Below are 22834 nucleotides of genomic sequence, written 5' to 3' on the forward strand. Positions count from 1 at the left end.
ATCGCTGGCAAGCCAGCTCCCACAGGATCACCGTCGTATGCAAACTCCCCACTCACAACCGACCCACTGTGGGAGCTGGCCTGCCAGCGATGAGGCCGGCACATCCAGCATCTATGGCGCCTGACACGCCGCCATCGCTGGCAAGCCAGCTCCCACAGGGATTCGAAGTGTGTTCAGAATCAGCGATAACGCTTCAGATGCTCGCCCACCTTCGCCGCCGGCACTTTCTGCAACTTGCACAGCAAATCATGGGACAGCTCGCGCAAGCCGTGTGTCTGGCGCAGTTCTTCGGCCAGGTGCGAGGTGAGGTTGGCCGCCATTTCGGCGTCGGCCATGGCCCGGTGGGCCTTGCCGGTGTTGGGGAGGTTGGCGAAAGTGGTGAGGGTGCCGAGTTTGTGGTTCGGTGCCGCAGGCATCAGGCGCCGGGCCAGAAGCAGCGAGCAGGCGAAGTTCTGTAGGCGTGTGCGTTTGATCCGCCCCAGTTCGAAGTCCCAGAACTTCTGGTCGAACGCGGCGTTGTGCGCCAGCAATGGTGTGATGCCAACGAATTCGTTGACCTCGTTCATCACTTGCTCGGCCGAGGGCGCGGTGCGCAGCATGGCGTTGCTGATGCCGGTGAGTTGTTCGATGAAGGCCGGGACGCGCACGCCGGCATTCATCAGGCTCTGGTAACGGTCGACGATGCGCCCCTGTTCGAGGATCACTACGGCAATTTCCGTGGCCCGGCAGCTGCTGCTCGGGGAGATCCCGGTGGTTTCAAAGTCGATGACTGCGATGCGTTCCAAACCTGTTTCAACTCCGTAAAAATCAATTCTTGAGCAGCAACGCGCCTTCGATGGGCACGTAGCGGCTGGCCGCGCGGATCAGCGAGTTGGCGGTCAGGCCCGGCACGCCGTAGGCCACCGCCTGAACGCCATGTTTGCTGATGATGCGTTCGAGCAGCATGTCGAAATCTCCGTCACCGGAGGCCAGCACGATTTCGTCGACGTGGTCCGCCGCGTCCATGATGTCGAGGGTGATGCCCACGTCCCAGTCGCCCTTGGCCGAGCCATCGCTGCGCTGGATATAGGGTTTGAGCTTCACGGTGAAGCCAAGATTGCGCAGGATCTGCTGAAATTGCTGCTGCTTGCTGTCGCCACGATCGATGGCGTAGGCATAGGCCTCGACAATCTCGCCCTGCTTGCTGATGTCAGCCCACAGCGCGGCGTAGTTGAAGTGACAACCATAGGCCTGACGCACGGTGTAGTAGAGGTTCTGGACATCGGCGAACACTGCGATCTTTTTCACCGGGCACCTTTTGTTAGAGCGCTGGCGCGCAGGCCCTTGGGCTGGCTGCGCGCAGACAGGATCAGGCACCAAGGCCCGAAAAGGCGCCCAGTATGCCAGTCAAAAGGAGGGTTTCGCGAATAATCGCCCGGAGGCGCCGAAGCGCTCCGGACGAATGGCGTATCAGATGAAGGAGTCGTCGTCGCCGCCGAAGAACGATGAACTGTCATCGTTGTAGTCGGCGTCGGTGAAACCGCCCTGGTCATTGCCCCAGGAATCGTTGCCGGCCATGCGCTGCTCTTCGCCCCAGCCGCCGTTGCTCTGATCGTTGACCTGGGCCGGCTCTTCCTTGATGACTTCGACGACTTCCTGTGGTTGCTGGTTGTGATTGAAAAGGCTGCTGATGCCTTGTGCCAGCATCACGCCACCCGCCACTCCAGCCGCAGTTTTCAATGCGCCACCGAGAAAGCTGCTGCCCGCCGCTGCTGGTGCCTGTTGTTGAGGTGCATAGCCTGGCTGGGGAAAGCCCTGCTGCGGCGGCTGCGAGTTGAAAGAGGGGCGCGCCGGCTCACGCCAGCCGCCACCGCTCGAAACCGGCGCACTTTGCGCGGGTGCTGGCTGCGGTTCGCGGTTGCCACCACCAAAGATGCTCGACAGAAAGCCTCCACCGCTCGGCGCCGCAGCCGCTGGCTGAGCCTTGGCCTGTTGCAGTTCGGCCTGCAATTGCTGGACTTGCGCCGTCAGTTGCTTGCTCTGCTCATCGAGGCTCTTTATCGCTGCCTCTTGCACCAGAATCGCCTGGGTCATGAAATAACCCGCCACCGGTTGGCGCGTCAGGTGTTCCTTGATCCGCGCTTCGGCCTGGGCGTCACGCGGGGCTGAGTCCGTTTCGGCCTGTTGCAGCCGGGAAAACAGTCCGTCGATCAGGGTTTGTTCTTCGCTATTCATGGCGACCTCGTAGATTGCCGGGGGAAATCGTTGACCTTTGCCCTTGAGGATAAGGTGCCCGACCTTAATGGAGGCTGAAACAAGTTGTTTCAATGACCTTTACCCAACGTTTACGTTTGCGCCCTGCAGCACATCATCGGTTAAAGTGGGGCACTGCTTTCCACTGCGATACCGACTGATGAATCCGTTCGACGTACTGCGTGACTCCTTGTATTTCTTCAAGCGCAATCTGGGCCAGATCGTGCAACTGTGCCTGCCGCTGGTGATCATCGAGGCCCTGCTGCAACAAGTGGTCGACCACTCCACCGAGCCGGACAGCTTCCCCGGCATCAGCGTGATCGTCGGCCTGCTGGTCTATCCGCTGTACACCGCGGCCCTGATCCTGTTTCTCGACGCCCGCAGCCGTGGCGAATCGCCGAGCAACCGCGAACTGCTGTCCAGGTCCGCCTATCTGTGGCCACGCTTCGCCTTGCTGACCGCGCTCAATACCTTGCTGATCCTGCTAGGCCTGTCGCTGTATTTCCTGCCGGGCATCTGGCTGATGGTGACCTTGGCGTTCGGCGAGTATCTGCTGGTATTGCGAGGCCTGGCACCGCTGCAAGCGATGAAGGAAAGCCTGCGCCTGACCCGCGGCCATTTCCTGCGCATCCTGGCGTGCATCCTGTGCGTGATGGGGCCGTTGTGGCTGCTCAAGGGCGCGACACTGGCGGTGTATCCCGAACCGCAGAACCCGGTGATCTCGCTGCTGATCGACAGTGCCCACAGCTTCCTGCAACTGTTCACCAGCGTGGTGCTGTTCCGCTTGTTCATGCTGATCACCGATGTGCCGGAAAAAATCGAAGGGCCACGCTGACCTTGGGTGACCGCCCGTCAGTCGGGTATGCTCGGGGTCATCTTCCGTAACGCTATAAAGCCGAGCCATGACCCGACTGCTGCGCTACACATTGCTGGGATTGTTGATTGTCATCGGGCTGGCCTGGGTGACGGTCTACAGCCTGACCTGGCGCCCCGAAGCCCGCGAAGTACTGCCGGTCAGTTGCAGTACCAAGGCGCCGACCCTGGCCCCCGGCCAGGCGTTGAAAGTCATGACCTGGAACGTCCAGTTCCTGGCGGGCAAGCGCTACGTGTTCTGGAATGACCTTGCCGCTGGCACCGATGAATCCCCCACGCCAGAAGACATGGCCTTCAGCCTCGATGAAGTGGCGCGGGTGATTCGCGACGAGCAACCGGACGTGGTGCTGTTGCAGGAACTCGATGACGGCGCCAAGGCCAGCGATTACCAGAACCAGCTCAAACTGCTGCAGGAACGGCTCGCCGATCTGTACCCATGCAGCGCCCACGCCTTCGACTGGAAGGCTGACTTCGTGCCTGACCCGCACATATTCGGCAGCGTGGGCCGGCAACTGGCAACCCTCAGTCGCTTCCAGATCGAACATGCCCAGCGCGAACAATTGCCGGTGGCGTCGGCCAACCTGATCAGTCGCCAATTCCAGCCGAAAAACGCCGTGCTGGTCGCCTACTTGCCACTGAGCGATGGTGGTCAGATCGCCGTGCTCAACACCCATTTGGACCGCGCGAAGCAACCCGACGAAACATTGCAGGCGCAGGTCTCGGCCGTGGCCAAGGTCATAGACAAGTACGAAAGCCATGGCACACCGTGGTTGATCGGTGGCGACTTCAATCTGTTGCCGCTTGGCCAATACCAACGCCTGTCCAACGAGCAACGCACGCCCTACTCCGCCGACAGTGCGCTGCATGTGCTGTGGGACAAATACCCGATGATCCCCACCAACAACGAAGCCAGCGGGATCGACCGTGCGCGCTGGCTGACCCATTACCCGAACGATGCGAACCTGAGCGGTCCGGACCGGACCGTCGACTATCTGTTTTACAGCCCGCGGCTTAAACGGGTCGAAGCAGCCGTCAGGCAGGACGATACGCTGCGCATCTCAGATCACTTGCCTGTAATCGCCCGATTCCTGCTGCCTGCATCGCCGTAACGACTGCCTCGTAACCTGTGGGAGCTAGCCTGCTAGCGATAGGGCCTTCACATTCAAAGAAGATGTCGAATGTGCCGCCGTCATCGCTAGCAGGCTAGCTCCCACAAGGATCGTGTGTCAGTTCGTTTGCCAGTCGTCAGGAATGACCGCAATCACATCGATCTCCATCAGCCATTGCGGCTGCCCCAGCCCGGAAATGACCAGCCCCGTCGAGATCGGGAACACGCCTTTGAGCCACTTGCCCACCACTTGATAAACCGGCTCACGGTAGCGCGGGTCGATGATGTAGGTGGTGGTTTTGACGATATGCGAAAGATCGCTCCCGGCTTCTTCCAGAAGCTGCTTGACGTTTTTCATCGCCTGCTCGGCTTGAGCAGCCGGATCGCCCAGCCCCACCAGGTTGCCATCGAAATCGGTGCCGATCTGGCCTCGTACATACACCGTGTTGCCAGCACGCACAGCCTGGCAAAGGTCGTTGTCCAGAGACTGATTGGGGTAGGTGTCTTTGGTATTGAACATGCGAATTCGAGTGTGAGTAGGCATCAACTGATTCCCGGAATTTGATGAATGAGGCGGTGGATCGGGAATGACCTCAAGGCCATTCCTTCGATCGATTCTTAACGCTGCGACGGGTCTCGGTATTCGAGGTACTGGCGCTGGGTGGCGATGTGGCCAGCGACATGTTTGGCGTCGTGCCAAACGCCCCAGATAAAGCTCGAACCGCGACGCGACAACCACGGCAGGCCAACAAAGTAGATGCCTGGCTCGTTCGAGACACCGCGCTGGTGACGAGGCTTGCCCTTTTCGTCAAAGGTATCGACCTGCAGCCAGCTGTAGTCGACGGCGTAGCCGGTTGCCCAAATGATCGAAGTGATGCCCGCCTCGGCCAGATCAAGCTCAAGAATCGGGTTGGTCACGCACTCGGGATCGGGGTGCATGAACCGCGCTTCGGGCTCTTCTGGAAGGTCCAGACCGTTACGCGCGATGTAGGCATCCGCAGCGTCCAGCAGAGACAGGTAATTCGCATCCCCGGCAGCGATGTTGCGCGCCAGATCCTGCTGGAAACTCACCACGCCATCGTCGAAAGATTTGGTCAGCCCCACCAGCGTCACACCTTGTTTGGCGAGCCCCCGGAAGTCGACGGTGTGCCCGCCCCGCGCGCCGCTCACCGCGATGGTGACGTGCTCACGACCCGGCTCCATTACTTCGGCATCCCACAGCCCCAGAACCCCCAGCCACCAGCAGAAGTCACGGTTGCGATAGGCGCGAGGCGGACGGTCATGCTGGCCGACCGACAGATAGACCTGCTTTCCGGCGCGCTGCAATTCATCGGCGATCTGAACGCCTGAGGAACCCGCACCGACAACCAGTACGCCGCCCTCAGGCAACTGCTGCGGGTTGTAATACTGCGCCGAGTGAATTTGCATGATGTCACTGTCTTTCGGCGCAATCGGTGGGATGACCGGGCGTTGGAAAGGACCGGTTGCCGCCACCACGCGATTGGCCTGGATCACACCTTCGGAGGTTTCGATGGTGAAGCCAGGACGATCGGCGTTGCGTACCACTTTCTTGACGTCTACGCCGGTGCGAATCGGTGCTTCGAATTTCTCGGCATAGGCTTCGAAGTAAGCCGCCACTTGGTCTTTGGAAGCGAAGGCATCGGGCTCAAGGTCTTCGAACGCCAGCCCCGGGAAGCGGTCATGCCAGACCGGGCCATTGGCAACCAGCGAATCCCAGCGCCCGGTGCGCCATGCTTCAGCAATGCGGTTACGCTCCAGCACGAGGTGCGGAACACCGAGCTTGCTCAGGTGTTCGCTCATGGCGACGCCAGCCTGGCCGGCCCCGACAACAAGCGTATCTACTTCGATCTTTTTATCATTCATGCTTGTGTCCTTCTCAGAGGCGACTATGGCGCACCCAGTCGCTACAGATCAGCCGTTTTAATAATTGAGTTCCGCGCGTTATAGCTTTGCTTGCGGGGTGGTTTTATTGTGTTCGGGGAATGCAAATAGCGAAATTATGATTTTTGTAGTTGTTGCCCATGAAAAAACTAACCAACAACTAACTTGGATATTGCGCAATTACTGTGGGAGCGAGCCTGCTCGCGATGGTCGTTAACGATAATGCGTTAAACCAGACACCCAGCGGCGTTCTTGAGTTTTTCGCGAGCAAGCTCGCTCCTACAGTTTGAGGAGCGAGCTTGATAGCTTTTTAGAGCAGGCCAATTTCCTGGGCGGTTCTATCAACGGCAATCTTCGTCTTGGAGACCAGTTCGTCGATTTCACCGCGCGTGGCGATCAGTGCCGGCGCCATGATCATGCGACCGAGTGTCGAACGGATAATCACGCCTTCCTCGAAGCCGATAGTGCGGCAGCGCCAGGTGATATCGCCTTCGTTGGCAAAGCGCTTGCGGGTCGCTTTGTCCTGCGCAAACTGCAATGCGGCCACCAGGCCGACGCCCTGGATCTCACCCACCAGAGGGTGATTGCCAAACACCTCACGCAGACACTGCTGCAAGTACGGCCCGGTATCTTTCTTGACCTGGGTGACCACACCCTCATCACGCAGCGCCTTGAGGTTGGCGATGGCAACGGCGGCCGCCACCGGGTGACCGGAATAGGTCAGGCCGTGAGCGAATACACCGCCCTGCTCCACCAGCACTTCGGCCATGCGCCGACTCAGGATCAGCCCGCCCATGGGGATGTAGCCAGAGGTCAGGCCCTTGGCGATCGACAGGGTGTCTGGCTCGAAATCAAAGTGCTGGTGCGCAAACCACTCACCGGTACGACCAAAGCCACCGATCACTTCGTCAGCGCACAACAGAACGTCGTACTTGCGGCAGATTCGCTGGATTTCCGGCCAGTAGCTCTCAGGCGGGAAGATCATGCCACCAGCGCCCTGGAAAGGTTCAGCGATGAACGCAGCGACATTTTCCGCGCCCAGTTCGAGGATCTTGGTTTCCAGTTGCCGGGCCGCGCGTAACCCGAACTCGGCAGGCGTCAGGTCACCCTCATGGCCAAACCAGTATGGTTCATCGATGTGTGCCACATCCGGAATCACACCGCCCATTTCGTGCATGAACTTCATGCCGCCCATTGCGCTGGCGGCCAGGGTAGAGCCGTGGTATCCGTTCCAGCGACCGATCATGATCTTCTTCTGCGGCTTGCCGAGCACCTGCCAGTAACGGCGCACGGTACGAATCAGCACCTCGTTGGCTTCAGAGCCGGAGTTGGTGTAGATCGCGTGGCTGTAGTGCTTGGGCAGCAGGCTGAACAGCAGCTCCGACAGCTCTACCACCGCCGGGTGAGTGGTGTGGAAGAACATGTTGTAGTACGGCAGCTGCTCCAGCTGACGGGTTGCCGCCGCGGCGAGATCCTTGCGTCCGTAACCCAGGTTGGTGCACCACAGACCCGACATGCCATCGAGGTAACGATTGCCATCGTTGTCCCACAGGTGCAGACGATCACCACCGACGATCACGCGCGGGCCTTCTTCGTTCAACGCCTTCTGATCCAGGAACGCGTGAATGTGGTGGGCGGCATCGGCCGCTTGATAATCCTTGGTCTCGCGCTGGGGTTTGTATTCGGTTGTCATTTCTTGTTCTCCTGAATTGAATGAAGGCTCAGCTACCAGAAACAGTGGCAACCGGTGTCACGTTCGGTACGTCGTTGTCCTGCGAATCGTTTTGAATGAGTGGCTCTGGCGTAAACAGCGGTTTGCGCATCACGAACTTGACCCATACCACAGCGATCAACGAAATCACGCCCAGCACCACGCCGGCACAGCCAAAAATGCTCGCGGTCATCTCCGGTGTCGGGGATACGTGGTAGATCGCAAACAGCATGCCTGCGATGCCGACGACTTGCGGCCATGGATAAAACGGTGAGCGGAATGGCCGGGCCAGATGGGGATAGCGCCGGCGCAAGGCGATCACGTCGATGTGCACGATGATGTAGGCCAGCAGCCAGGCAAGCGCGGCAGCCAGAAGCAACAAGCTGATCGCGGCGGAGTCATGCCCCAGAATGAGGATCGGCAGGCCGGTAATCGCTGCAACAAACAGCACAGCCACCCAGGGTGTACGGCCGCGCTCAGTGAGGCGTTTGAACTGCGGGAAGGCTTGACCGTTTTGCGCCATGCCGTAGAGCATGCGCGGCAAGGCAGCCAAGGACGAGTTCACGGTGCTGCATGTTGCGGTAATGGCGGCGACGATAAGAAACAGTTTGCCTGCCTCACCGAAAACGGTGGTGGCGACCAGGTAGTGAGGCAGCGCATCACTCGCCAGTTGCTCACGGGGAATACACAGCAACGCGCCAAAGCAATACAGCGCGATCACGCCGAAAATCACCGTCAAGCCAATGGTCATCGAGCGTGGAATGTTGCGCTCGGGATTGCGGGTTTCTTCCACCAGCGGGCAAACGAACTCAGCCCCTACAAAGCCCCATACCGCCATGGCAGCCAAGGTGATTGCGCCGAATTCCAAGGGGTTCCAGCCCTGATCAAGCGGCAACTGCAGGCTTGCCTGATCGTTAGTCAGCGAAGCCAGGCCCATGGCAATGAGGATCACCACCATCACCAGCGCCAGCACGTTCTGAAGCTTGGCGAAGACATCGATCCCGAACAGATTTAGAACGGTGAACAGTCCCAACACCCCGTAGGCCACCACCATGTGTGGAATGACACCCGGATACACCTTGCTGATCACCAGATCCAGCAGGAGCAGTTCGGCGGAGAGCGCAAACATGGCGACCACCATGTACCCCGAGAACGTCGCCAGAATTGCCGGGAAATGCCCGATCGCCACTTCCGTGTAGCTGCTGAGACTGCCCGCCCGAGGAATCATCAAGGCCAGTTCGGAAAACGACCAGGCATAGGTCAGCGCCAGCACATAGGCGATGGCCAATGGAATGATAAAACCGAAACCGGCGATGCCCGCGCCTTGCAGCATCAGCACCATGACGCCTTGCGACACCACGACGCCCACTGCAACGGCTAGCAACGAGCCCAGCCCCAGGACACGGCGCAAACCGCCTGACTGCCCCTGGATGGACGCGGTTGAACTTGAACTCATGACAAACTCCCCGTGCTTTCTTGTTGTTGATCGCCTCCACTTGGGAGGCGGGGATAAAGGGTGAGCGGCTTAACGGGCCGCCCAAGCGTTGAAGCGTTCCTCTAGCTCTTCGCCGTGATCGACCCAGAACGTGGCATCCACCAACTGACCTTCAGCCAGGTTGGCCTGGGCTGTGGGGAGCTGGGAAAGCGTGTCGGCCGGTAACTGAGCGAGCACTTCCTTGCGAATCGGGCCGTAAGGGATCTGGGTAGAGAAGGATTTCTGGCCGCTCGCCTGGCTGGCAAACACGATGAAACGCTCGGCCAGCGACTTGTTCGGGCTGCCACGAACGATGGCCCAGTGATCAGGATCGTAGAGGTGACCGTTCCACGAAATGGCGAGTTTCGAACCTTCCTTTTGCGCGACAGCGATACGGCCGTTGTAGGCGGCCGACATGACTACGTCGCCAGCGGCGAGCCATTGCGGTGGTTGGGCACCGGCTTCCCACCACTGGATTGAAGGCTTGATCTGGTCGAGCTTTTGAAACGCCCGATCAACCCCTTCCTTGGTATTGAGGACTTTATAAAGATCCTGCTGCTTGACGCCGTCGGCGAGCAGCGCGACTTCCAGCGTGTATTTGGCGCCTTTGCGCAGGCCACGCTTGCCAGGAAATTGCTGCAGGTTCCACATGTCCGCCCAGGACGTAGGCGCCGCGGCAACCTTGTTCGAGTTGTAGGCCAGCACCATCGACCACACGTAACTGGCCACACCGCACTCGCTGACAGCGCCGGGCAAGTAGTTACCGGCGTCGCCGATCAGTTTCGGGTCCAGCCGCTCGAACAGCCCTTCTTCGCAGCCTCGCAAGAGTTCAGGGCTTTCCACTTCGACAACGTCCCAGCTGACCTGGCCAACATCAACCATGGCTTTCACTTTGGACAGTTCACCGCTGTACTCGCCGACCACGACTTTGCCAGCGCCACTTTGCTCAAAGGGTTTGAAGTAAGCGCCCTCCTGCGCTGCCTTGGTGGCACCACCAAATGAAATAACGGTCAAACTTTCGGCGTGCGTCACAACAGGCACTGTGAATACCAGAAGTGCAGTTAAACCAGACACACTTGTAATGCTTTTATAGTTAGAACCGAACATAGAAGCTCCCTCACTTTTTAATTGTGGTTAGTTACTGAGGCAGTCACGGCCACGCAGCCGCAAGTTCGCGCAATACAATCCGCGCGAGGACATCTTGTTATTCTTTAACCCGCACACTCTTCAGTGTGCGGTTGGTTCATCACGACACGTTCAACGCAACTGGAACCAGGTCGTTTTCAAATGGGTGTATTTATCGAAAGAGTGCAGCGACAGGTCGCGGCCGAAACCCGATTGTTTGCCGCCACCGAACGGTACGCTGACATCGAGGGCATCCACGGTGTTTACCGAAACCGTACCCGCCTTCAGCGCACGGGCGACCCGGTGCGCGCGATTCAGATCATCGCTCCACACGGACGCAGCCAGGCCATAGATGCTGTCGTTGGCCAGGCGCACCGCTTGCTCTTCGGTGTCGAACGTGGAGATCGCCAGCACCGGCCCGAATACTTCTTCGCGTGACAGATGCGACTCATGGGCAACGTCGGCAAAAACAGTCGGCTCGATAAAGTTATCGGAACCGTTGAAGCTCAAGCGACGACCACCGGAGAGGAGCCGCGCACCGTCTTCCCGGGCGCGCTCGATAACGCTCATCACACGGGATGCCTGGCTCGAATCCACAATAGCGCCAGCGCGGCTTGCAGGGTTGAGTGGATCGCCCGGCATCCAGTCCTTGGCTTTTTCCAACAGGCGCTCGATGAACTCGTCCTTGATGGAACGCTGCACATACAGTCGCGAGTTGGCGGAACACACTTCGCCCTGATTGAAGAAGATACCGAATGCTGCTTTCTCCGCAGCCAGATCGAGATCACGGCAGTCGTCGAACACCAGGCTCGGACTCTTGCCGCCGCACTCCAGCCAAACCTGCTTGAGGTTCGATTGCGCGGAATACTGCATGAAGTATTTGCCCACCTGGGTGGAGCCGGTAAACACCAGGCAATCGACATCCGGATGCAGGCCAAGCGCCTTGCCAGCGGACTCGCCCAGCCCCGGCAGCACGTTCAGAACCCCTGCCGGCAAACCAGCTTCCAGTGCCAACTCCGCCAGGCGCAGCGCCGAGAACGGAGATTGCTCAGCAGGCTTGAGCACCACGCTGTTGCCCGCCGCCAAGGCCGGCGCAAGCTTCCAGGCGGCCATATCGAGCGGGAAGTTCCACGGCACGACGGCCGCGACGACACCCAGTGCTTCACGTGTAATGGTCGCCAGCGCCGATGGCGCGGTGGGCGCTACCTGATCGTAGAGCTTGTCCAGCGACTCGCCATACCAGGCAAAAACATGGGCGGCACCAGGCACGTCGATGTTGTAGGCGTCCATGACCGGCTTGCCCATATTGAGCGAGTCGAGCAGTGCCAGCTCTTCGCGATGAGCAAGAATGAGATCCGAAAGACGCAACATCACCCGCTTGCGCTCAACCGGCGCCATCCGCGCCCAAGGGCCTTCGTTGAAGGCGCGGCGCGCACTGCGAACAGCCAGCTCCACTTCCATTTCGCCACAGGCAGCCACACGGGCCAGCAACTGATTGGTCGCCGGGTTGATCGCGTCGAATGTCGCGCCTGAAGACGCACAGACCTGCTGGCCACCAATCACGGCTTTGTCTAAGAAGGTTTGCCTGGCAGCTCGCTGCTGCCAATAGTCGAGGTCGAACACGCTACGCTCCCTTTGCGACCGCCTGGGTGGTCGGGTTGTTATCAGAGGATGTAGCGATAGTGCGTCAACCGTACGAAGAGGAAAATTATTAAAAATGTGCTCGGGGTATAAGAAAAAACTTGGCAAGCCCGCGCCCAGCCCGGAACCCGCATAAGGTAAGGTTCAGTCACGGATTTGTGCGACGGCCATTCGGGCTTTCATCGCAAAACAGAGCAGAAAGAGGTGCGTGTGGCTTCCTATACATTGCGGCAACTCAAGTATTTCGTCACAACGGTAGAAGCCGGCAGCGTCGCCGAAGCCTCGCGACAGCTCTACATTGCACAGCCCTCCGTTTCCACGGCGATCAAGAGCCTGGAGGAGTCTTTCAACGTCCAGCTGTTCATCCGCCATCACGCCCAGGGCGTATCCCTGACACCCACTGGCACGCGCTTCTACCACAAGGCGCAAGAGCTGCTGCGCATGGCCAGGGAGTTTGAACAGAATGCGTTGGCGGATAACGACACGGTGTCGGGACAGATCGACATTGGCTGTTTCGAGACGGTGGCCCCGCTGTACTTGCCACAGCTCATCGCCGACTTTCGCAAGCTTTACCCGGGCGTCGACATACGCATTCGCGATGGTGAGCAGCAGGATCTGGTACAGGGCTTGACCGCAGGCACTTTCGACGTCGCCTTCCTCTACGATCACGGGCTCGATGGCACCATAGAAACCACACCGCTGATGCCACCGCAAAAGCCCTACGTGTTGCTGCCTGAAGGGCATCGCTTTGCCGACCAGAAGGAGGTATCGCTCAGGGATCTGTGCGTGGAGCCGATGATTCTTCTCGATGTGCAACCGAGCCGGACTTACTTTGTCAGCCTGTTCCACGAACTGGAACTGACGCCAAACATCGTGTTCAGCTCGCCGTCGATCGAGATGGTACGGGGCATGGTCGGCCAGGGATTCGGCTTCTCAATCCTGGTCACCCGCCCGCATTCGGAATGCACTTACGATGGAAAGAAGGTGGTATCGGTGGATATCAAGGAACCGGTAACAATGTCCGGCCTGGCGTCAGCCCACCTCAAACGCAGCCAACTGACCAAGCCCGCCCAGCTGTTCGTAGACTTTTGCCGCGAACAACTGAGCCAGAAAGTTGCCCAGCAAAACACCGCAAACCTGTAGAAGCTGGCTTGTTGCAGATCGTTCCCACGCTCTGCGTGGGAATGCCTCAACGGACGCTCCGCGTTCGGCTCTTGGGACGCAGAGCGTCCCGGGCTGCATTCCCACGCGGAGCGTGGGAACGATCAAAAAGCCAGATTGATTACGAGCGCGCCGCGTCAGAACACAGGTAATCAGCCAACCGCCCCAGCATGGCATCACAGCCGCTCAACTGATCCAGCGAGATGAACTCGTCAGGCTTGTGCCCTTGATCCATGCTGCCGGGGCCGCAGACCACCGTGGGTATCCCAGCTTGGTCAAACAGACCGCCCTCGGTGCCAAAGGCCACGGTGCCAAACGATGAAGACTGACTCAAAATCGACAGCAGACGTGCCGCCTCACTCTCCGGTGAAGTCGCCAAACCGGGGTAGGCGCTCAGCGGGCGCAGTTTGATATCCGTGTCCGCTTGAACCGCCCGCATCCTGGGCAATAGCTTTTCCTGGGCGAACGCCTGCAACTGGTCCGCCACGTCCTGAGCATCGAAGTCCGGCAGCGCCCTGACTTCAAAATCGAACTCACATTCTGCGGGAACAATATTCAGTGCCCGCCCGCCTTTGATCACACCCGTTTGCACCGTCGAGTACGGTGGGTCAAAACGCGGGTCGTGAAACTCAGGTTGCGACAGCTGTTCTGCTATATCGCCCAACCGGCCAATGAGTTGCGCGGCATACTCGATCGCGTTGACCCCATAAGGCGCATACGCCGAATGGCACGCCGCACCGCGCACTTCACAGCGCATCGCCAGTTTGCCCTTGTGGCCAAGCACAGGCTTGAGCTCTGTCGGTTCGCCAATCAAACACAGTCGAGGCTTGTATGGCCGCTTCTCCAACTCGGCGAGCATCGGCCTGACACCCAGGCATCCCACCTCTTCATCGTAGGAAAACGCCAAGTGGATCGGCGCCAGGAGTGGACATTGGACAAAGGTCGGGACCGCGGCGAGGACCGAGGCGATAAACCCTTTCATGTCTGCCGTACCACGCCCGTAAAGACGCCCGTCCTTTTCACTCAGACAGAACGGGTCGACAGTCCAGGCTTGCCCATCGACCGGCACGACATCGGTGTGCCCCGAGAGCACCACGCCACCCGACGTGAGCGGGCCGATGGTTGCGAACAGATTGGCCTTGGTCTTTTCTTCGTTGTAGAAGAGCTCACTCTGAACGCCATGCCCGGCCAGGTACGTCTCGATGAAGCGGATCAATTCGAGATTGGAATCCCGGCTGACGGTAGCGAAACCGACCAGCCGTTCCAGAAGATCACGACTGGACGCCTCACTCATCCCCCGGCACCCCGTAGCTCGGCGCCGTCGTCGGGTTGAGTGCGCGAGTCAGGTAGTCCTGCATTTGTGGTCGATACGCCTGCCACAGCCCGGCAAGCTGACCAATGGGATCTTCCTCGGCCCAGTCGACCCGCAAGTCGATGATGGGCCATGTGTGGTCCCCCACGACTTTGAGCGCTGCGGAGTGAACCGGTCCCGCTTCGCCACCAGCGGCCATGGCGGCGTGCATGGCCGCCAACAGACGATCCGCCAACTGCCCCGGCTCGGCCTCGAACGCCTCGACCATGGCCTCGATAACCCGCACGTCGCTGAGCAGATTACCCGCCGCTGCACACTGCTCGCCCTTCACAGCGTTGTGCACGCCCAAAGATTCTTTGCCACTGAACAGCGCAATCCGCCCTGACGCATCGATCACCGTGACCTGTCTGTACTGACTCCAGCCATTGGAGGTGAGCGCCTTGTCCAGTGCAGCGTCAGGCTCCAGATGCTGATGCTCCATCAGGTCCAGAATCTGGGGGCCGAGAGCAGGCAGCGTAATATTCTGGGTTGAGACCGCACCGACACCCGCCCGCGCCCATGGGCAACGTGCGCCTACCGCAATGCTTGAAGAACTGATGGCAATACCGAGCTGCCCGGTTTCAGGGCAGCGCCCAATGATCGAGAACGTCATGACTCACTCCTTAAATGTCCAATGCACGCGCAATTGCATTCTGTTCATGCACTGGAAAGGGAGAAAGCAGGTTTTTTGTGGCTATTGAGCAGGAAAAAGCTGGCCTGCGCAGACCGCGCGCGCCCTCCCTGTAGGAGCGAGCTTGCTCGCGATAATAGTTAACGATGACGCGAGCATCCTGAATGGTCGCGGGGCCTTCAGTTTTTCGCGAGCAAGCTCGCTCCTACAGAGGGGTGGGATTATTTGCGTGGTTTGATCCGCGCAGTGGCTTCGGCCACCAAGGGATCATCCGGCCAATAGTGCTTGGGGTAGCGCCCCTTCAAATCCTTCTTAACCTCGGCATAAGTACTACGCCAGAAGTTCGCCAGATCCTGAGTCACCTGCACCGGTCGCCGCGCCGGGGACAACAGGTGCAGCTTGATCACTTGCCGGCCACCGGCAATGCGCGGTGTCTCGGCCAGGCCAAACAGCTCTTGCAAGCGCACCGCGAGAATCGGTGGCTGTTCGCTGTAATCCAGACGAATCGACGAGCCTGAAGGTACGTTCAAGTGATGCGGCGCCAGCTCATCCAGCCGTTGTGGCAGCGGCCAAGGCAACAGATTGTGAACGATGCTGGACAGGTCGAGATTGGCGAAATGACTGAGCCGCGAGACTTTGCCCAGATACGGCATCAACCAGTGTTCAAGGCTTTTGAGCAGTGCGGCGTCGCTGACATCCGGCCACTCAGTGTCGCCCTTGCTGGCCAGGTCCAGTTGCCGCAACAACGCCACCCGAGCTTGCCACTGGCGCAGCTCCGGGGTCCATGGCAACAGCTCCAGGCCTTTGCGTCGCACCAGATTCACCAGCGCCTGACTGCGGGCGGTTTCATCCAGACCTGTCAGCGGTTCACGACTGAGGATCAGCTCACCGACCTTGCGCTGGCGCTCGGCGCGCAGCACGCCTTCGCGTTCGTCCCAATCCAGTTGATCAACGCAACGCACCTGCTCGGCCAGCACCGAATCGAACAGTGCCGGATCGAAATCCGTCGCCAAGTAAATTCGCTCTTCACGCTGGCCCTGACGACTGCCCAGATCGGCGATCACCAGCCAGGGTTGTTTCATCAGGCTGTCGGCTTCGGCGAACAAGGCGGCGCGACCGTTGGCCAAGCGATATTCCGCGCCACCAGCACGCCGCTGCTGGGCCACGCGGTCGGGATAGGCAAGCGCCAGCAACGCGCCGAGCCAACGCGGATGATCGGGGTCGCTGACCGGCTCCGAGGCTTTGCCCCGCAGATAACCCCGATACTGCCGAGCCAGTTGCCGGGCTCGCTGCACGCCGCCCTGGGCACCACGCGCCGCCCGCTCTTCACCGGACAACAACACCAGTCGACTGTGCAGATCCGCGCCGGCACCACGCAAGATATCGCGCTCGCCCAACAACGCCGCGACATCGCAGGCCATGTCCGCCAAGCCAAGCGCCTGACCGCGCAACAACAAATGGGCGATACGCGGGTGCGCCGGCAATTCGGCCATGGCCTGACCGTGGCGAGTCAGCGCTTCGCCGTCCAGCGCGCCCAAGCGGTCGAGCAAATCCTGCGCCTGTGCATACGCGGCAGCGGGTGGTACGTCGAGCCACACCAGTTGCCCGGGCGACACGCCCCAGCGGCCGAGCTGCAAAGCCAAACCGGCCAGATCCGCCGAGAGAATTTCCGCACTGCCGTAGGCCGCCAGTTGCTCGTGTTGATCCTGAGACCAGAGGCGATAACACACACCGGGCTCCAGTCGCCCGGCCCGGCCCGCGCGCTGCGTCGCACTGGCCTTGGAAATGCGCTGGGTGTCGAGGCGGGTCATGCCGCTGCCGGGGTCGAAACGCGGCACCCGCGCCAGCCCGGCATCGATCACCACTCGCACGCCGTCGATGGTCAGGCTGGTCTCGGCAATGTTGGTGGCCAGCACCACTTTGCGCTTACCAGCAGGCGCCGGATCGATCGCCGCACGTTGCGCGGCCAGGTCCAGCTCACCGTGCAACGGGCACAGCAGAATCTGCGTGTTGTCGGCCAACGCGTCGGCCAGCTGTTGATGCACGCGACGAATTTCCGCCTGCCCCGGCAGGAACACCAGGACGCTGCCGGTTTCATCATTCAAGGCTTCTAGGATGGTTTGCACCAAACGGGGCTCGATGAATTCACCGGCCTGGAACGGTCGACCCCAGCGCATCGCCACCGGGTACATGCGCCCTTCGCTGCGCAGGATCGGCGCGTCGTCGAGCAGACCAGCCAAGCGTTCGCCTTCGAGCGTCGCCGACATCAACAGGATTTTCAGCGGTTGATCGTCACGGAACAGTTCCCGGCCGTTGAGGCTAAGGGCCAGGGCGAGATCAGCATCGAGACTTCTCTCGTGAAACTCGTCAAAGATCAGCAAACCGACGCCTTCCAGCGCAGGGTCGTCCTGCAGGCGTCGAGTGAGGATGCCTTCGGTGACGACTTCGATGCGGGTGTTGGGTCCAACCTTGCTGTCGAGCCGGATGCGATAACCCACGGTTTCGCCAACCTTCTCCCCCAACTCGCTAGCCAAACGTTCAGCCGCTGCGCGCGCAGCCAGGCGACGCGGTTCGAGCATCAGGATGGTCTGCCCGGCCAGCCACGGCTCATTGAGCAAGGCCAATGGCACGCGGGTGGTTTTACCGGCGCCGGGCGGTGCTTCGAGCACGCCTTCGTGGCGTGTAGCGAGGGCTTCACGCAGGGCAGGTAAAACTTCATCGATCGGCAAAGAAATCATGCTGGCTCCCAAACAAGCCGGGCAGTATAGCGGTGAAAAGCCCTATACCTTGAACGCTGAACGTATGCGCCCTGCGACTTCAGCCATGGTGACACCCCGTAGCCCCACGGCTTTCATGTCGACTTCCAAAGTGGGCATAACGTCGAGAAATCTTCGCAAGTCGTTTGCAATGCTTTCCGGTAGATCAATGTCTGAATCAGCCGAAAGAAGACGAGACAAAAGCACAACATCCTTCAAGTGTTTATTACTTTTTCGGCCTGCTCCCTCTTCCGCGCAATCTGGCTGACGGAGATTGGTCCATGCCTGTGCCTTGAGTGGAATAAGCCGGTCCACACCTATGTAAGCGAGGTCATTCGCATGATTGCGACCTGCGACGATGAAGCTGTAATAGGCATCGTCGAGCAGAATGGCGGACAAGTCGGAAATTTCACCATCGACAGGGACAGGTGTCAGATCAGTGTTTTCTGGCAGGATTAAACCGTCGGGCGCTCTTGAAAAAAGCTCCAGAAGAACAGGGTAGCGTTCATCAGAAGGCTTGCCGAACCTGTACCGCTTTGACGGACCATCAAGTTCCTGTCGCTCGGTATACCCCCCACGTTTGACAAACTCCCAGAACTCGGCGCAGAACACTTCATCCAACGCTTCAATGATGAGCACGATGTCCAGATCCCGCGTCGCCCTGAACTCAATGCCCACCTTCTCCAGGCATAGGCTGGCCGCAACACCGCCGATGAGCACGTAACGCTCCGCGTGACCGGCGAAGGCTTCGCGGAAGGTGTCCAATCCTTTTACCATTCGATCTTCTCCATCATTTCCTCAAGGCTCAGCTGAACTCTGTCGTCAACGTTGTCCCTCAGGCTCAGATAAAGAGACAGTGGGTCCACGCTTTCTGGTGGCAGCGCAATCCGGGCTTGCCCCGTAATGAGCGCAGGTGAATAACTCCAGATCTCAACCTCAACGACCGGATCGTCGAATGGGTTAACTTCCACACGGCCGGAGCGCGCGACTTCCAAGTCCCAACTTTCTTTGGTGAATGCAATAACGGGTATTGATGGCTCGCCGAGCAGCGACATCCTGCTGAGTGCAGACAATCCTGCGGTTCTCTGGACCTTTGGTTGCCAATCGGCATACACCACTCGCTTCACCGGACTTTGCAGGGCAGGAAGGGATTTTTCCCATATCGCTTCTGGGGCTGCAACGAAACGCCAGCGTATTGATTTGCTACTGGATACAGGCTCTATCAATCCGAACGAATGAAGCTCTCTCATCGCCCTGGAAAGCGTCATTTTGGAGTAGAGCTCTGCGTCAATGAAGTCTGTGCTTCTAAAGGTTTGCATCTCCTCCCAGCCGCGATTGAGAGTTGCGATAAGCACAGCTTGGCTGGCCGGGCTCAAGACTTTTTTTTCTGCCTGCCTACTGCGATAAAACTCGCGAAGGTCCAGCCCAAGCTGGGGTGCGAACAGTTGGTTGCCAGGAACAACAAACTGAACTCCGCCCTCAATCAGGCGCTTGCGTTCAAATGACAAGAGTGCGCCGGTCGCATAGAGAATCGGGTGATCTACGATTTTTTTCAGAACGTCGATGTGCTTGCGAATCTTCGCTGCATTTTCGAAGGGCTCATGAGCGAGCAACACCAAGCATTGGCACCCATGAAGTGTCACGACGTCGAAAGCGTATTCATCCAAGAGATAAAAAGGCAAACCCTTGGATTTCGTCCACCGTTTGATCTCCGGTTTAGCCCCGAAAATCAACTCGAAATAGTTTTGAATCTCTTGCCGGCTGGTTTTCATTCCTGCACCACGCAACACGATTTACGCACAGTAACAGCGCAAATGTTACCGTGCAATAATCATGTTACAGACAGAGCTGAATTACCTGATGCCCTTTAAGCACGGCTTCGTGGCGTGTAGCGAGGGCTTCACGCAGGGCGGGTAAAACTTCATCGATCGGCAAAGAAATCATGCTGGCTCCCAAACAGAGGCCCGAGTATAACGGCGAACTGCTTGGCGTTTATCACGGTCCTAATTCATATCGATGACGCTTCGTTTTCAGATTACCCAAGGAGATTTCATATGCGTGCTCCCTTTCGCCTGATTGGCGGTGTATTGGTCGCGACCCTGCTGACCCAGATCACCGCTTGCGGTTCGATCTTCTACCCGGACCGCCGTGGCCAGATCGACGGCAAGATCGACCCGGCCATTGCCGTGCTCGATGCCGTGGGCCTGCTGTTCTACATCATTCCCGGCCTGATCGCGTTTGCCGTGGACTTCGCCACTGGCGCGATTTACTTCGCACCGGGAGAAACCGCGCAGGTCGCCCCAGAAAAACTCAAGGAAGCCATCGGCGCCGACGGCAAGGTCGATAACCTCAAACTGCAGACTATTCTGGAACATGAACTGGGCCGCAGCCTGCCGCTGGACGATCCACGCTTGATCCAGCACAAGGGCAGCACCCAGCAACTGGCCCTGCTCGGCTTGCAACCTGCCGCGTAATCGGTGCTCTTGAAGGAACGACCGCACTTATGATCTCCAGCTCCGAACACGCCCGCCTGCTAAGGCTGGCGACCCGTGCCTCGGTGGCGGTGGCCTGCTCACTGGTCATCGCCAAAGCCATCGCCTGGTGGTTGAGCGGTTCGGTGAGCATGCTCGCCGGGTTGACCGACTCGGCACTCGACGGCGTGACATCGCTGCTCAACCTGCTGGCGGTGCACTACGCCTTGCGTCCGGCTGACGACGACCATCGCTACGGGCACGGCAAGGCCGAGTCACTGGCCGGCATGGCGCAGGCGCTGTTCATTGGCGGCAGTGCGGTGCTGATTGCGTTGCAGGCCATCGACCGGCTCAAGCATCCGGAACCGGTAGGCGCGCCGTGGATCAGCATTGGTGTGATTGTCTTCTCGCTGGCCCTGACCCTCGCGCTGCTGATGTTGCAGCATCGAGTGGTCAAGGCCACGGGCTCCAACGCCGTGCGCGCCGACTCTCTGCATTACCGCTCGGACATGCTGCTCAACGGCAGCATCCTGATTGCACTGGTGCTCGCCGGTTTTGGCTGGCATCAGGTTGATCCCTGGTTCGGCCTGGGCATCGCCGCCTACATCCTCTGGAGTGCGGTTCAGATCGCCCGGGAAAGTTTTACGGTCTTGATGGATGAAGAGCTGCCGCCGGATGTCAGCCAGCACATGCTGGAACTGGCTTGCAGCGTGCCGGGCGTGTTGGGCGCCCATGACCTGCGCACACGGGTTTCGGGCAACCAGTGGTTTGTGCAACTGCACCTGGAGCTGCCCGGCGAATTGACGCTGTCAGTCGCCCACGGCATCAGCGATCAAGCCGCCGATGCGATTCACGCCGCCTACCCGCGAGCCGAGGTGCTGGTGCACGCCGACCCGCAGGAAGTGGTGAAAGCCGCCAGGGCTCAGAACGTCACTCGATAACCGCGACTGCTCAGGCAACCGCCCTGGGCCTGTCGGTAGGTTTGCACCACCGAAGGGTCCGGTTGATAGGTGTCAACGCGCGGGTCGAAACCGCTCTGCTCGACCGCCCAGCGATAGCAATCGTAGCCGTCCTGATTGACCTGCTCCGGTGACTGGCCGTTGGTCGGGTAAGCTTCCACGTCATAGCTATTGCCGGTCGCCAGCGGTTGGCCCGGCGGCTCGACCACTACGTAGTCCTGAGTGCTTTGCTGATAGGCGTAATAGGAGCCCGCCGCCAGGAACAGCAGCGAACTACCAATCCACACCTCTCGGGCGTAGTCGGGCAAGTACTGGATGCGAATCCCCCGTGGCGGCTGCACCACCACATAGCGCGGGCCTTGCGGGCGATACCAGTAGCCGTCTGAATAGAAGTAATCCCGCCCACCATAAGGCACGCGATAGTCACGATCCGGGAAACGGTCGATCACATGCCCCGGACGATATTGCGGGCCTGGCCCCCAGCCGTTGCCATGACCACTTGGGCGACCTTGCCAGTGATTGTCATTGGACGGTGCACCGATGTAGCCATTCCATTGCTGGTTGGGATTGTTGCGCCGCGGCTCGTCCTGATAGTAGCCACGCCGTGGCGGCTGAGTCTGTTGCACGGTGTCGGGTCGAGGCTGGATGGGCAAATCATTGGCCGGCAGCTGCGGCGGCGGTGGTGGCGGCCGGACCCCGCTGTTTAAGTTTGGTTGTGGGCGGCTCTGCCATTGGCTGTTGTTCGGGTTTTGATTCTGGCCGTTGTTCTGCCATTGGCCATTGTTCTGATGCTGACCGTTGCTTTGCCATTGGCCGTTGTTCTGATTCTGGCCGTTGTGTTCGAACTGGCGGCTGTTGTCGCCGCGAATGACCTCGTTGTTCTGCGGACGCGACTGATTCTGCTGCTGACCGTTCTGCGGGTGCGGCTGATTGTTGCTGCCTTGACCCTGATTATTGCCCTGATGACCGCCGTCTCCATGCTGCCCGCCATCAGGCCCACGGTTCTGCGGCTCATCGGCCAGCGATTGCGCAGTGACACTGACACACAGCAAACCAACACCGGCCAAACGCCAGATGCGCGACTTCATGCTTTTCCTCACTGAGGGTTAGGGCCTGTATGTAAGACTGGAAATGCACAGGCCGGTTCTGCAACAGGTTATCAGTCGCGAAACTTATTTATTGAGGGCTGGTGGCAAATTGCAGGCAAGAAAAAGGGGAGACCCGTCGGCCTCCCCTTGAGAACTTCGTCCGTGCTCGACGCTTATGACGTCGGCTCACCTCACGCCGTCTTCTGGACAGTGTGTAGCTCGGGGGCCAGCGCATCCCCGGTGGGGGTGGCGGCCGCGGCTGGCCTGATTGGGCGAGCCGCACTGGACTGTTTGTCCGAGCAGTGATTCTGGTGATAAGAATAGGCCCGAGGCGCCGGCAGAGGATTGCGA

General features: G+C 59.5%; 20 protein-coding genes and 1 pseudogene. 5 read left to right on the top strand and 16 right to left on the bottom strand.

Annotation, left to right across the window (positions count from 1 at the left end):
* Window positions 1-179: 179 nt before the first annotated feature.
* The 3 genes from ACRESJ_RS09860 to ACRESJ_RS09870 form a co-directional block, all read right to left on the bottom strand.
* On the bottom strand, window positions 180-785 hold the full coding sequence (locus tag ACRESJ_RS09860) for a 3'-5' exonuclease (RefSeq protein WP_431757748.1): 606 nt from the start codon (window positions 783-785) through the stop codon (window positions 180-182).
* 22 nt (window positions 786-807) lie between these two features.
* Complete coding sequence (locus ACRESJ_RS09865) at window positions 808-1287, bottom strand: NYN domain-containing protein (protein WP_007990686.1); 480 nt, start codon at window positions 1285-1287, stop codon at window positions 808-810.
* A 162-nt stretch (window positions 1288-1449) separates the two neighbouring features.
* Entirely contained in the window at window positions 1450-2214 is a 765-nt protein-coding gene (locus ACRESJ_RS09870; protein ID WP_431757749.1) for a DUF2076 domain-containing protein, read from the bottom strand.
* 178 nt (window positions 2215-2392) lie between these two features.
* On the opposite strand from ACRESJ_RS09870, the gene ACRESJ_RS09875 reads away from it, so the two are divergent.
* The gene (locus ACRESJ_RS09875; protein WP_431757750.1) at window positions 2393-3067 is read left to right on the top strand and encodes a YciC family protein; all 675 of its coding nucleotides are present in this window, start codon (window positions 2393-2395) and stop codon (window positions 3065-3067) included.
* 67 nt (window positions 3068-3134) lie between these two features.
* The gene (locus tag ACRESJ_RS09880) at window positions 3135-4214 is read left to right on the top strand and encodes an endonuclease/exonuclease/phosphatase family protein (protein ID WP_431757751.1); all 1080 of its coding nucleotides are present in this window, start codon (window positions 3135-3137) and stop codon (window positions 4212-4214) included.
* 117 nt (window positions 4215-4331) lie between these two features.
* On the opposite strand, the gene ACRESJ_RS09885 is transcribed toward ACRESJ_RS09880, so the two are convergent.
* The 6 genes from ACRESJ_RS09885 to ACRESJ_RS09910 all read right to left on the bottom strand — a co-directional run bounded on the left by ACRESJ_RS09885 (window position 4332) and on the right by ACRESJ_RS09910 (window position 12048).
* Window positions 4332-4757, bottom strand: coding sequence for a RidA family protein (locus ACRESJ_RS09885; RefSeq protein ID WP_431757752.1), 426 nt, complete (start codon window positions 4755-4757; stop codon window positions 4332-4334).
* A gap of 74 nt (window positions 4758-4831) precedes the next feature.
* Window positions 4832-6097, bottom strand: coding sequence for a flavin-containing monooxygenase (locus ACRESJ_RS09890; RefSeq protein ID WP_431757753.1), 1266 nt, complete (start codon window positions 6095-6097; stop codon window positions 4832-4834).
* A gap of 328 nt (window positions 6098-6425) precedes the next feature.
* The gene (locus ACRESJ_RS09895) at window positions 6426-7808 is read right to left on the bottom strand and encodes an aspartate aminotransferase family protein (RefSeq protein ID WP_431757754.1); all 1383 of its coding nucleotides are present in this window, start codon (window positions 7806-7808) and stop codon (window positions 6426-6428) included.
* Between the two features lie 28 nt (window positions 7809-7836).
* On the bottom strand, window positions 7837-9282 hold the full coding sequence (locus tag ACRESJ_RS09900) for an amino acid permease (RefSeq protein WP_431757755.1): 1446 nt from the start codon (window positions 9280-9282) through the stop codon (window positions 7837-7839).
* 69 nt (window positions 9283-9351) lie between these two features.
* Window positions 9352-10341 carry an ABC transporter substrate-binding protein gene (locus ACRESJ_RS09905; protein ID WP_431757756.1) on the bottom strand — a complete coding sequence of 330 codons (990 nt, stop codon included), beginning with the start codon at window positions 10339-10341 and terminating at the stop codon, window positions 9352-9354.
* A 216-nt stretch (window positions 10342-10557) separates the two neighbouring features.
* Window positions 10558-12048 (bottom strand): aldehyde dehydrogenase, encoded by a 1491-nt coding sequence (locus ACRESJ_RS09910; protein ID WP_431757757.1) that lies wholly within the window; start codon window positions 12046-12048, stop codon window positions 10558-10560.
* Between the two features lie 228 nt (window positions 12049-12276).
* Here ACRESJ_RS09910 and ACRESJ_RS09915 point away from each other — a divergent pair, with 228 nt between their 5' ends.
* Window positions 12277-13209, top strand: a complete 933-nt coding sequence (locus ACRESJ_RS09915) for a LysR family transcriptional regulator (RefSeq protein WP_431757758.1) — start codon at window positions 12277-12279, stop codon at window positions 13207-13209.
* Between the two features lie 139 nt (window positions 13210-13348).
* Here ACRESJ_RS09915 and argE read toward each other — a convergent pair whose 3' ends face one another.
* The 6 genes and pseudogenes from argE to ACRESJ_RS09945 all read right to left on the bottom strand — a co-directional run.
* A complete protein-coding gene (argE, locus tag ACRESJ_RS09920; RefSeq protein ID WP_431757759.1) occupies window positions 13349-14521 on the bottom strand; it encodes an acetylornithine deacetylase in 1173 nt (390 codons plus the stop codon).
* A complete protein-coding gene (locus ACRESJ_RS09925) occupies window positions 14514-15191 on the bottom strand; it encodes a DUF1028 domain-containing protein (protein ID WP_431757760.1) in 678 nt (225 codons plus the stop codon). The genes argE and ACRESJ_RS09925 overlap by 8 nt, the downstream gene beginning before the upstream one ends.
* 239 nt (window positions 15192-15430) lie before the next feature.
* A complete protein-coding gene (hrpB, locus tag ACRESJ_RS09930; RefSeq protein ID WP_431757761.1) occupies window positions 15431-17947 on the bottom strand; it encodes an ATP-dependent helicase HrpB in 2517 nt (838 codons plus the stop codon).
* A gap of 42 nt (window positions 17948-17989) precedes the next feature.
* A complete protein-coding gene (locus ACRESJ_RS09935; RefSeq protein ID WP_431757762.1) occupies window positions 17990-18742 on the bottom strand; it encodes a hypothetical protein in 753 nt (250 codons plus the stop codon).
* A complete protein-coding gene (locus ACRESJ_RS09940; protein ID WP_431757763.1) occupies window positions 18736-19737 on the bottom strand; it encodes a hypothetical protein in 1002 nt (333 codons plus the stop codon). Before ACRESJ_RS09940 ends, ACRESJ_RS09935 begins: the two co-directional genes overlap by 7 nt.
* 94 nt (window positions 19738-19831) lie before the next feature.
* Window positions 19832-19909 (bottom strand): annotated as a pseudogene (locus tag ACRESJ_RS09945) (DEAD/DEAH box helicase); the annotation flags it as partial.
* A 110-nt stretch (window positions 19910-20019) separates the two neighbouring features.
* Here ACRESJ_RS09945 and ACRESJ_RS09950 point away from each other — a divergent pair.
* Together ACRESJ_RS09950 and ACRESJ_RS09955 are read left to right on the top strand one after the other, a co-directional pair.
* Window positions 20020-20439 (top strand): polyribonucleotide nucleotidyltransferase, encoded by a 420-nt coding sequence (locus ACRESJ_RS09950; protein WP_431757764.1) that lies wholly within the window; start codon window positions 20020-20022, stop codon window positions 20437-20439.
* 29 nt (window positions 20440-20468) lie between these two features.
* Window positions 20469-21377 carry a cation diffusion facilitator family transporter gene (locus ACRESJ_RS09955; protein ID WP_431757765.1) on the top strand — a complete coding sequence of 303 codons (909 nt, stop codon included), beginning with the start codon at window positions 20469-20471 and terminating at the stop codon, window positions 21375-21377.
* Here the strand turns inward: ACRESJ_RS09955 and ACRESJ_RS09960 are convergent.
* Window positions 21359-22483, bottom strand: coding sequence for a DUF6515 family protein (locus ACRESJ_RS09960; RefSeq protein ID WP_431757766.1), 1125 nt, complete (start codon window positions 22481-22483; stop codon window positions 21359-21361). The two genes, ACRESJ_RS09955 and ACRESJ_RS09960, sit on opposite strands and share 19 nt — an antisense overlap.
* Window positions 22484-22834: the final 351 nt, after the last annotated feature.

Source organism: Pseudomonas sp., assembly GCF_050739655.1.
Classification (GTDB): domain Bacteria; phylum Pseudomonadota; class Gammaproteobacteria; order Pseudomonadales; family Pseudomonadaceae; genus Aquipseudomonas.

What these genes read in the sequence shown, in the direction of transcription:
- argE (WP_431757759.1), bottom strand. Translation starts at nt 14,521, where the DNA reads ATGAGTGAGGCGTCCAGTCGTGATCTTCTGGAACGGCTGGTCGGTTTC.
- ACRESJ_RS09870 (WP_431757749.1), bottom strand. Translation starts at nt 2,214, where the DNA reads ATGAATAGCGAAGAACAAACCCTGATCGACGGACTGTTTTCCCGGCTG.
- ACRESJ_RS09900 (WP_431757755.1), bottom strand. Translation starts at nt 9,282, where the DNA reads ATGAGTTCAAGTTCAACCGCGTCCATCCAGGGGCAGTCAGGCGGTTTG.
- hrpB (WP_431757761.1), bottom strand. Translation starts at nt 17,947, where the DNA reads ATGATTTCTTTGCCGATCGATGAAGTTTTACCTGCCCTGCGTGAAGCC.
- ACRESJ_RS09890 (WP_431757753.1), bottom strand. Translation starts at nt 6,097, where the DNA reads ATGAATGATAAAAAGATCGAAGTAGATACGCTTGTTGTCGGGGCCGGC.
- ACRESJ_RS09885 (WP_431757752.1), bottom strand. Translation starts at nt 4,757, where the DNA reads ATGCCTACTCACACTCGAATTCGCATGTTCAATACCAAAGACACCTAC.
- ACRESJ_RS09950 (WP_431757764.1), top strand. Translation starts at nt 20,020, where the DNA reads ATGCGTGCTCCCTTTCGCCTGATTGGCGGTGTATTGGTCGCGACCCTG.
- ACRESJ_RS09880 (WP_431757751.1), top strand. Translation starts at nt 3,135, where the DNA reads ATGACCCGACTGCTGCGCTACACATTGCTGGGATTGTTGATTGTCATC.
- ACRESJ_RS09895 (WP_431757754.1), bottom strand. Translation starts at nt 7,808, where the DNA reads ATGACAACCGAATACAAACCCCAGCGCGAGACCAAGGATTATCAAGCG.
- ACRESJ_RS09925 (WP_431757760.1), bottom strand. Translation starts at nt 15,191, where the DNA reads ATGACGTTCTCGATCATTGGGCGCTGCCCTGAAACCGGGCAGCTCGGT.
- ACRESJ_RS09955 (WP_431757765.1), top strand. Translation starts at nt 20,469, where the DNA reads ATGATCTCCAGCTCCGAACACGCCCGCCTGCTAAGGCTGGCGACCCGT.
- ACRESJ_RS09940 (WP_431757763.1), bottom strand. Translation starts at nt 19,737, where the DNA reads ATGAAAACCAGCCGGCAAGAGATTCAAAACTATTTCGAGTTGATTTTC.
- ACRESJ_RS09875 (WP_431757750.1), top strand. Translation starts at nt 2,393, where the DNA reads ATGAATCCGTTCGACGTACTGCGTGACTCCTTGTATTTCTTCAAGCGC.
- ACRESJ_RS09935 (WP_431757762.1), bottom strand. Translation starts at nt 18,742, where the DNA reads ATGGTAAAAGGATTGGACACCTTCCGCGAAGCCTTCGCCGGTCACGCG.
- ACRESJ_RS09960 (WP_431757766.1), bottom strand. Translation starts at nt 22,483, where the DNA reads ATGAAGTCGCGCATCTGGCGTTTGGCCGGTGTTGGTTTGCTGTGTGTC.